Raw genomic sequence first — 11,250 nt, forward strand, 5'->3', positions numbered from 1 at the left:
GATATGTATAACTGGATTGCCGCTCGCTGGTGGACTTCCCGAGCGGGGGATTTGACTACCATTAACCACACGATTGCACTCACCGGGAGTGTCGGGGATACCAAAACAATAAAAGCAATAGTAATTGGTAAGGGTAGGACAAACAGTAATGTTGCTACTTTCACCTACACTATTGGCAGCGCATCGCCATCCCTGACGGCTGATACCTCGAACAACACTGTTGGGCAGGCCGTAGATATCGCCTTTACGGATAATGCCACCTGGCGCAGCGCCATTACCGGTGTGACTGTGAATGGGAATTCTATCGCAGGCCAGTATACGGTTACCGCAGGTAACATCAACATTGCCTCCGGCGTGTTCACCAATTATGGTGACTATACGATCGTGGTTACCGCCGCCGACTACACAAACGCCAGTGTAGTTCAACATATGAACGGCCTCACGCCGCCAACCATAAGTTCCTATGGCCCCAAAACGCTTGCGCAGAACGCATATATCAACTTTACTGATAATTACGCCTGGCGGTCCCACATTACCGGCATAACAGTGGGTAGCGAAGAACTGGGAAGTTTTGGGGTTGGATACGGTCAAATAACCATTGAGGGCGGAACTATGGATACTGCCGGTACTTATACGGTCACTGTTTACTCCACTGGATACGAACCCACCTCTTGTCAACAGACATGGACGAATTAATAAAGACAACGTACTAAACTGGATTCAATGAGATTTATACTCATAACTGGCTTAATGTACGATCTGGCGATGTAATCAACAACACCAATAATGCAATAAAGACTAAGCGGGATCGTAAATAAATCTGGATACTTACTTGAAGGGCGGCGCCACAGTTGAGAGTAATGTCAATGTGGTTGCTGCCTGCAGTTCTGGGAAAACAAATGAAACACGATATAATAATCTGAATTAGGAGGATACCTAATGGAAATTATCAAAAATAAGCTAATGAAGATCCTGCTTTCCATAGCAATGATCATTAGTGCTTTAGGTTTAGGACTGGTACTGATGCCTGGAGTAGCGGCAGCAGCAGAAGTGACGCCGGACGGAACGTATACTTCCAATGATGGTTATTATTTGTACACTGTAACAGATGGCAAAGCCCAAATTACGAAATATTCAGGGACTGGGACTACTCCTCTTACCATACCAAGTACACTTACAGTTACAGTTATGGGAGTTGAGACAACAAGTATTGTAACAGGCCTCGCAGAAAAAAGTTTTTCCGGGAAATATACTAGTGTCACCATCCCGGAAGGAATCGTTAGTATCGGCTTAGTACCTTTTTACTCGTGCAGTTCTTTAACCAGTATTCAAGTAGATGTTAATAATGTTAACTACTCAAGTACCGGCGGCGTGCTTTATGATAAAGCAGGAACTACATTAATAGAGTGTCCAAGAAGTATAACAAGTGTCAGCATCACGGACAATGTCACTAGAATCGGTGACAGTGCCTTTCAAGGTTGCTCTAAATTAACTGGTATCACCTTACCGTCAAGCGTTACAAGTATCGGTGACAGTGCCTTTAGATCTTGTTCTAAATTAACTAGTATCACCCTACCGCAAAGTGTCACTAGTATCGGTGAACGTGCCTTTCAAAGTTGCTCTAAATTAACTGGTATCACCCTACCGCAAAGTGTCACCATTATCGGTGACTCTACTTTTAACTGTTGCTATGCCTTAACTAGTATCACCCTATCGCAAAGTGTCACTAGTATCGGCTCAAATGCTTTTGAATCTTGCTTTGCCTTAACTGGTATCACGCTGCCGCAAAGTATCACAAGTATCGGCCCATATGCTTTTAGTCATTGCGAAGCCTTAACTAGTATCACGCTACCGCAAAGTGTCACTAGTATCGGTGACTGTGCTTTTAGCAGTTGCCTTTTCTTAACCGGTATTCAAGTAGATGTGAATAATTTAAACTACAAAAGTATAGACGGCGTGCTTTATAATTCTGCAGGGACTACTTTAGTAGCGTGCCCCGCAGGCTTAACAGGGGCTTTCACCGTCTTGGAAGGAGTCACTGGTATCGGCTTTGGTGCTTTTGAAGGTTGCTGGAATTTAACTGGTATCACCCTACCGTCAAGCGTTACAAGTATCGGCGATGAGGCTTTTTACAGGTGCGAAAGCGCAACAAGTATAAACATACCGCAAGGTGTTATCAGCATTGGCAAATATGGTTTTTACATGTGCAGCAACTTAACAAGTATAAGCCTTCCAGCAAGTGTAACAAGCATCGCTGGCGATACTTTTCAACTGTGCACTAACGTAACTACTCTTACGGTAGATCATGCTAATGCAGAATACAAAAGTATAAACAACCTGCTTTTAAATAAAGCGGGGACTTGTTTGATATGGGGTTCAGGAGGCTTAACAAGTGTCGACATCCCACAAGGAGTAACAAGTATCGGCGATTATGCTTTTTGCTATAACACCCCATTAACAAGTGTCACCATCCCAGAAGGAGTAACAAGTATCGGCGATTATGCTTTTTCCATGACCAATATAACTAGTATCAGCATACCGGAAGGGGTAACAAGTATCGGCGACAGTGCTTTTAGCCTTACTAAGTTAACTGGTAGTCTCAGCATACCGCAAAGCGTAACAAGTATCGGCTATTTTGCTTTTAGTAATTCCCAAAGCGCAGTAACTTCGGTCACATTTAACTCGGCAACAACAATAATATATGATGATGAAAACACAATTCCAGCCACTGCAAAGATTATAGGATACAACCCATCTACCGCAAAAGATTACGCAACAAAATATGGAAGAACATTCGAAGTGTTAACCATAAAGACAGTGACCGGCGTGACAACGCTCAGCGCCATTAATGTTGCAAACGGTACAACGCTGGTCAATGCCGGATTGCCAAGTACAGTACAAGCGACCTTCAGTGATGCTTCAACACAAGCTATCGATGTGACCTGGGACGGCGGTAGTCCCGCGTACAATGCCAATACAGCGGGGACATACACATTTAGAGGTACGCTGGCCAACTTGCCGACAGGCGTGACCAATCCCAACAGCGTTACGGCGACAGTAAATGTGATAGTGGCCCCGGATGATAATAAACCTAATTACACGGTTGGCATCGGAACCCTCTCAGGCGGAAGTATTACCGCAAGTCCAACAACGGCAACGGCTGATACAACTATTGAGCTCACTATAACTCCAGATACAGGCAGGCGCCTGCAGGCAGGTTCGTTGAAGTACAATGACGGAACGGATCATACTATCACTGGGACCAGCTTCACTATGCCTGCGGCTAACGTAACTGTGACAGCGGTTTTTGAACAGATATCAGCTCTGGCACTGACAGCAGGGACTGTCACAGCTGCGCCCGGAGCGGTGATCAATGTTCCCATCAACTTGACAAGTTCGGGAGAAGTAGTTGCTTTGGGATTTGAACTAAGCTATGATCACAGTTTGTTAACATATAATCAAACAAGCTTAGGAAGCGGGGCAGCGGGCTTTACTATCTTTGATTTTATATCAGGGAATAACGAAGCTGTAAATCTCTATAATATGACTAATACTCCGTTTCCCGGCGGAACGGACAGCACCATAGCAACCATGCGGTTTACGGTAGCAAATGCAGCAAGCCCCGGAGCAGCTTGCGTATTAGGGCTGAATGGAGTAGTACTATCTGATGCCCAAGGAAATGAGATAACAGCAAAAACAGTAAACAACGGGCAATTTAGTATACCAGGGCAAGAAAAAACAGTTATCGGCGTGACAACGCTCAGTGCCATTACCGTTGCAAACGGTACAGAGTTGGCAAATGCCGGATTGCCAAGTACGGTTCAAGCGATCCTCAGTGATACTTCAACACAAGCTATCGATGTGATCTGGGATGGCGGTACTCCCGCGTACAGTGCCATTACAGCAGGGACATACACATTTAGTGGTACGCTGGCTAACTTGCCGACAAGCGTGACCAATCCCGCCAATGTAACGGCGAACGTGGATGTAGTAGTGGCGCCCGGAGCCGGAGTAGTTCTAACTGGCATCGTAATTACAACCCCGGCAACTAAGCTGACTTACGCAGCGGGAGATCCACTGGACCTAAGCGGCCTGGTTGTCACCGGAACCTACAGCGATAACAGTACGCAAGAGGTAACAGTCACAGAAGCCAATGTTACGGGTTTCAACAGCACAGTAATAGCAACAGACCAGGTTCTGACTATCAACGTGGACGGAAAGACGGCGACCTACACCGTGCAGATAGTAGAAGCAACCGGGGCCACTGATTATACTTATACTGTCACAAATGGCCAAGCCCAAATTACGGGGTACACAGGGGCTGGCGGAGATATTGTAATACCAAGCAGCTTAGATGGAGTTCCTGTAACAAGTATCGGCGACAATGCATTTTACAGTTGCACAGGCATAACAAGTATCAGCCTACCGTCAACCCTTACAAGTATTGGCGCCTATGCATTTAAAGGTTGCAAATACCTAGTAAGTATGAACATTCCGCAAAATATAACAAGCATTGGTGAAGGTGCATTTTACAACTGCTATGTGTTAGAAGGTCATATCACTATCCCGGAAGGAACAACTGATATCACTAAAACTTTTATGGGTTGTAAAAAGTTATCCGGTATCAGCCTACCTTCAACCCTTACAAGTATCGGCAACAGTGCTATAAGAGGTTGCATGAGCCTAGAAAGTATCATCATTCCGCAAGGAGTCACCAGTATCGGCGATAGTGCTTTTTATGAAGACAATGCCTTAACTAGTATAAATCTTCCGGAAGGACTCTTAACTATCGGCCTTGGAGCTTTTATGGGTTGCGGATTAACTAGTATCAGCATCCCGCAAAGTGTTACAAGTGTTGGTCAAAATGCTTTTCAAGGGGGTATTACCTCGGGCTCAAACTTGTCCACCATTACCTTTATCTCGGCTACGACAACAATATTTGATACAGAATATACAATTCCAGCCGCAACAACGATTATCGGTTTCGCAGGGTCAACAGCACAAGCTTACGCGACAAAATATAGCAGGACTTTCGAAGTGTTAACCATAAAAACAGTGACCGGTGTGACAACGCTCAGCGCCATTAACGTTGCAAACGGTACTGAGTTGGCCAATGCCGGGTTGCCAAGTACGGTGCAAGCGATTCTCAGTGATAATTCAATACAAGCTATTGATGTGACCTGGGACGGCGGTACTCCCGCGTACAATGCCATTACAGCAGGGACATACACATTTAGTGGTACGTTGGCTAACTTGCCGACAGGCGTGACCAATCCCAACAGTGTTACGGCGACAGTAAATGTGATAGTAGCACCGGACGATAATAAACCTAATTACACCGTTGGCATCGGAACTCTCTCAGGTGGAAGTATTACAGCAAGTCCAACAACGGCAACTGCTGATACAACCATTGAGCTCACTGTAACTCCAGATACAGGCAGGCAGCTGCAGGCAGGTTCGCTGAAGTACAATGACGGAACGGATCATGTCATCACTGGTACCAGCTTCACTATGCCTGCGGCTAACGTAACTGTGACAGCGCTTTTTGAGCAGATACCAGCCTCAACTCCGGTTTACACGGTTTCTCCTGTGGCCGATCCGGCCTATGCACTCGGGATAACAGATGATGGCATCAATAAGATGACTGTTAACGCCGGTATATCAGGGTTTAAGTACTTTGCGGTCAACATTACGCCGGTGATCTCTCATAGCGGTCTGGAAGCAGTAGTCTTTACACACCTAAGAAATGGCGTCCAATTGAGTATCAACGTGACCAAAGCTGATTTTGACCTGGTCAATTCTGCCCAAGCAGGGTTCAATGTCCAGCAGGGCGATGTGGTCAAGGTTTATATTGTTGATGATTTAACTAATGCTGTAGACAACAACCCTGTGATTTTACAATAAGACTATATTTATAGAAGTTAAAAAATTAAAAAATGTACGATGAAGGACAGTTGGGCAAGATTTTCCGAACACTTTACCAGAAGTTTTGCCCAACTCCTGGATAAAAGGTTATTTATAAAATCTATTGAAATTGACTACAAAACATCATATAATTAATTGTCCGTTTAGTAGCATATAGTAGTTATTAGTAGTATTTAGTAAAAGTTTGTTATTCTTAACTTGTTCTAGAAAGGAGACTATTACTTAAGAAAGTTACTATTTTTAAACGAACGATACGTGAAAAGAACGAGAAAAGAACGAGAAAAGAACATTAGACAGAACAACATGGATAAAATATTGGTGAAGAAGGGTGTTGTGACGTTCGGCTGCCAAGTATTGGGCAGTTTTTTTGCATATAGTACCATTTTAGAGCTTAAGATGGAGCTCCATGGATTTGTGATAAGGGGTATGTCTATAAATACTGTTACAAAACTAAAGCATTCGGCGGTTTCGTAAGGTCAGAACTCTGGACATAAGTTAAAAACTAGATTTTTATGTCACAATGAATCAATACTCTCAAAATTAGGGCTATCAGGAGTTGTTGCAATAATTGTTAGTGATAAATTTTTTACTCAGCGAAGCTATGTCCAGAGTTCTGAAGTTAATAAAGGGAGGAGCTTGATAATTATGGTTGAGAAAAACGGGTTTGGAAAATTGATTTTGATTAGTTTTATCCTGAGCCTGATCATGGGATTTGGTGGGGTGATAATGCCCGGAACAGCCAGCGCTGCATCTGATTCGGTGACAATAACCGGTAATGGTTTGGTATCGACGACCCCGACGACTTTTACCCTGGCCCAACTGGAGGGCATGGCCCAAGTGCAGGCCCGCTATAGTTCGATTAACACTTGGCCTACTAAAAAGTGGTATGTGGGTAAGGGTGTTCTCTTGGCGGATCTTTTAACCGCAGCCGGCGGAATTAAGCCCGAGGCCAAGATGATCAAAGTTACTTCAACTGATGGTTATAAGATGTCGTTTACCGTGCAAGAACTGTTGAATGATCCCCGCTATTACTATCCCGGGCTGAAAGCGAATGATGAATATAAGGGCGAAATTGCAGGTTCACCGGCTGATGCAGTACAGATAGCTCCTATGCTGGCCTTGCAAAGTGCGAATAGTGATAATTTTGCCAATATGAATACTGCCGAAGCGTTACTTTTGTTGCTGGGGCAACGGTGGGTGACCGAACAGACTAATCAAATGTTTGTTAAATACGTAACAAATATTGAAGTGACCACCGATACTCCGGCACAATGGGCTGCTCCAATCGCATCGGTACCCAGTGGAACCATTGCAGCGGGAACAGGGGTAGCGCTCACTAATGAGTCTAATGATGCCGATAAGATCTATTATACCACTGACGGCAGCGACCCTACTTATGAGAGTCCTATCTACAACTGGATTGCCAGTCGTTGGTGGAGTTCCCGAGCGGCTGATTTGGCTACCGTAAACCACCCGATTGTTGTTAATCAGTCCCTGACTATCAAAGCGAAAACCATTGGCTTCGGCAAAACGGACAGCGAGATAGTTACTTATAATTACCAGGTTGTTAACAAAGGAGACATTGATAATAACGGATTAGTGAACATTTTGGATGTGGTAAAAGCAATCAACTTTATTAAACATACGGCCACACCTACTACCGCCCAAATGAATGCTGCAGACATGGATAATAATGGAACAATCAATGTCCTGGATCTGGTGAAGATAATCAACAAAGTTCGCGGACTGAGTTAGAGAATCCTATTCATATTTCATTCACTTTTGTACTGGATAGGCGTAAGGGAGGGTATATGATTATTAATAAGATAACTAAAAACATTCTCAGTTTTTTTCTGATTGTATTTGTTGCTATGTTTGTTTTCGGCTGTGGAACGGTAAAGCAGACTGCGGTTCAAACGGGCGGGGTACAAGAACCAGAAAAAAAAGTTTTACTTAGCGGAGACGGCCTGACGGAGAATATAACCCTAACGCTGCAGGAAATGCTTCAATTACCTGAGGCGAAGTACGAACATCTATATTCCACAATCAATAGTTGGCCAACTCCCAAAATTTATGCCGCTCGGGGAATCAAGCTGGAAGAAATCTTTAAAGCAGCGGGCTTAAAAAAGGAAGCCAAATGTTTTACTTTCAAGGGAGCGGGCAACTATCAGTGTTCATTTACCAGGGAACAACTTCTGGAAACCCCTCGCTTTTATTTTCCAGGCATTCTAAAGGATGATCCGGCGGGCGCCGAACAAGTTAAACCAATTATTGCTTACGAATATCGGGAGAATTGCAATACTATCAATAAAATAACGCCGGAAGAACTGACCCTGATCATGCCGCAGGCTTATCTGGAAGAACAAACAAACTATGCCTTTGTCAAAGATATTAAGGAGATTACCATTACTACCGAAGATCCCGGTAAATGGGAAGCAGCAACAGCTTTTCCTCTTGCCGGAAAAATAGCCAAAGGTGAAACCGTTAAGCTGCAGCATAAATATATGGACAATGTTAGGATTTATTATACTTTAGACGGGTCTACACCCACGGAAAAGAGTATGTTGTATAACCCCAGTACTTTCCAGCCGGAACTAAATAAGCCTATTTTACTTGAAAAGGATACCACGCTTAAAGTTTTAGCCAAGGGTTTTGGCAAATATGATAGTGAAACTGCCATCTATAATTATCAAATCAAGTGAGGAGGAAGTTTATGTTTCCCCCCAAAAAATTCATAGGCTTTTTACTTTTGAGTTTTTGCTTAATTTGTTTACTTTTTACAGGGTGTGCGCCAAAACAGGCAAGCAGCATTAAGAGCAGCGGTGATCCGGCATATGAAAACACAAAAATAGCAATTGAGAGCGAGACAGGAGAGACAAAAGAGATAACCGTAGCCGAACTGCGTAAACTCCCCCAGAAAGAACTGGATGAGGCCAGTTTAACGCGGTCAACCGGCTTTGAAGAAAAATTTAAAGCGGCCGGGCCGACGGTAAAAGATGTCTTGGCCTCGATGGGAATAAATATTCAGGATTATAAAGGTCTCGGCTTTGTCGGTCGGGATAACTATTATTGTCTGGTCACTCCGGAAATTATGGCGAACAGAGAGTTGATTTTGGCCATAGCTGTCGATGGACAGTCGGCCTTACCCGAAGATCTAAGTCCAGCCAGGCTTTGTATCAAGGGAGAATTCGGTCCTTATTGGGTACGGATGGTCAACAAAATAATCCTGTATAAAGAAATACCGAAGAAGGATATTACCTCAGTGTGGATATTTAAAAATTTAGCCCAAGGGATTGCACCATACCCTTATGAATATTTTGGCAGCAAAGATGATGCCATTGAGCTGGCCCAAATATTTGCCCGCTTCGACAACGTCAGCAACAAAGCTTTCTTTACCATGAAGTCAGCGGACGGTTTCCTGAAAAATGAAGCGCTTAATATGGTCAGCAAAGGCTATTATCTTAAAGTTGCCGGTAAAGATGCTCCGATGAACATATCTCCCAATTATAAACTGGGTATGAATGTTAAATACATTGCCTGGTTTTCTACTAACGCCGATGCTGTCGTTTTCCCGGAAGAAATGGCCAAGTTAATTGACCAGGAAGAGATAACTGGGGTTAAGGGAACATCACTGGAGAAAATGTTGGAAGAAGTACGGGTGGAAAATATTGGGAGTAAGCAGTTTGAAGTAATTGATGTCAGTGGAGATAGTGTTAAAGTCGACGGCAAGGATTTAACCAAGGGAATCCTGGTAAATAAGAATGACGGAACGATTTCGGTCGTTTGGCAGGATGGAACAGGACTCAAGCCGGTTGCCAATTTAATGCGCATCCGGTCGGTAAAGTAAAGTAAAGTAAAGAGTCTTCCATGCTGCTATCGGCGCCGTCAAAGCATGAAAAATTTTATATTGTTAGAGTAGACTAGACTCCCATGCCGCAGGTGCGGTGCCATCAAATGATAATAATTAGGTTATTTTCAGAGTAGAACTGTATGTGTTTGGAGGAATTCTTGTGATGGTTAGAGAGAAAAAAATGAGTCCATTAGTTTCCTCATTTCTGGTATTAGGTTTATTGCTTTGCTTAGCCTGTCTTAAGCCATCCGTAGTATCAGCTGCCCCAAATGACGTAATCATAACGGGAGAAACAACAGGAGAACCCGTCGTATTAACCATAACGGGGGATGGGGTAACGAATCCTGCGACTTTTACCCAGGCCCAGCTTGAAGGTCTACCACAATACCAGCATACCTACAGTGTGATTAATACCTGGCCGACCAAGAAGTTGGAGGTGGCTAAAGGGATCAAATTACGGGACCTGCTCGCTCAGGCGGGAATAAAAGATGATGCCCAACTGCTTAAATTTACGTCTAAAGATGGCTACTATCTGACGCTTACAGTCAAGGAGTTACTAAAAGACAAGCGTTATTATTTTCCGCATTTCAAGGAGAATATTACTGCCGACGGTGATGGGAATATTCGCGGTTCATCCGAGGGAGCGGAAGAGGTTGAGCCGATCGTCGCCTTGGTAAGAGTCGAAGGCAGTAATAATCCTGCTTATATGAACGCCGTAGACGCCCCGGTGCTGGTCTATGGGCAGCGGGCAGTTACCGAGCAGATAAATAATGGATTTGTTAAATATTTAGCGACAATTGAAGTATCCACCGCTGCTCCGGCCAAATGGGATAGTCCGCAGGCAAATCCAGCCAGTGGCGAAGTGCCCGTAGGTACCATGGTCGCACTCTCCAATGTCAACATGGACGACGATAAAGTTTATTACACCACGGATGGCAGCACACCGACTGTAGATAGTACGATCTATAATTGGATTGCCCATCGCTGGTGGTCGGCACGAGCGGAGGACTTGGGCAGTTATAATAAACCGATTGGACCCATTGAGAAAAACACTGTTATCAAGGCAATAACCATTGGCCCCGGTAAGGCGGACAGCGAGATAGTCACGTTTAATTATCAGATTCCCGGTGGAACGCCGCTTGTAAACCCTGCGGATAATCAAACCGCGTTAGATAGACTGGCGGAAGTGACAACTGAGCAAAAGCAGGCAGCCCAGTTGCCGTCCGATGCCCCAGCCATCATGCCGAAAGCAGTTGCGTCCACAACCCTGACAACCAAGGACGGCGTCCGGATAGTTGTGCCCGCCGGAGCTGTCAGATACTTCACAGACCCCGTACAAATAACCGTAGCCATCGGAAATGTCAGATCCGCACCCCTAGCTAAGTCAAAAACGGTAGTGCTTAACCCGCTCAAATACGAACGCCAATTTGGGGTTAATGGAAAGGAAGACGGTGCAATTCAGTTTACTGAACCGG

The 11,250-nt window shown here is 44.4% G+C and carries 6 protein-coding genes; all 6 read left to right on the forward strand.

Features of this window, described 5'->3' with window-relative positions:
* The coding region (locus AC6I5A_RS10535) for a hemoblobin-interacting domain-containing protein (protein WP_034615464.1) at positions 1-696 on the forward strand (696 nt) is incomplete at its 5' end.
* A 243-nt stretch (positions 697-939) separates the two neighbouring features.
* Positions 940-5,904, forward strand: a complete 4,965-nt coding sequence (locus AC6I5A_RS10540) for a leucine-rich repeat protein (protein ID WP_034615466.1) — start codon at positions 940-942, stop codon at positions 5,902-5,904.
* Positions 5,905-6,570: 666 nt separating this feature from the next.
* Positions 6,571-7,680, forward strand: a complete 1,110-nt coding sequence (locus AC6I5A_RS10545; RefSeq protein ID WP_034615469.1) for an FN3 associated domain-containing protein — start codon at positions 6,571-6,573, stop codon at positions 7,678-7,680.
* A gap of 56 nt (positions 7,681-7,736) precedes the next feature.
* The gene (locus AC6I5A_RS10550) at positions 7,737-8,627 is read left to right on the forward strand and encodes a chitobiase/beta-hexosaminidase C-terminal domain-containing protein (protein WP_034615472.1); all 891 of its coding nucleotides are present in this window, start codon (positions 7,737-7,739) and stop codon (positions 8,625-8,627) included.
* An 11-nt stretch (positions 8,628-8,638) separates the two neighbouring features.
* A complete protein-coding gene (locus tag AC6I5A_RS10555; protein ID WP_052168025.1) occupies positions 8,639-9,772 on the forward strand; it encodes a molybdopterin-dependent oxidoreductase in 1,134 nt (377 codons plus the stop codon).
* Positions 9,773-9,938: 166 nt separating this feature from the next.
* A partial coding sequence (locus tag AC6I5A_RS10560) for a chitobiase/beta-hexosaminidase C-terminal domain-containing protein (protein ID WP_034615475.1) occupies positions 9,939-11,250 on the forward strand: 1,312 nt, incomplete at its 3' end.

This window comes from Desulfosporosinus sp. Tol-M2, assembly GCF_059735615.1.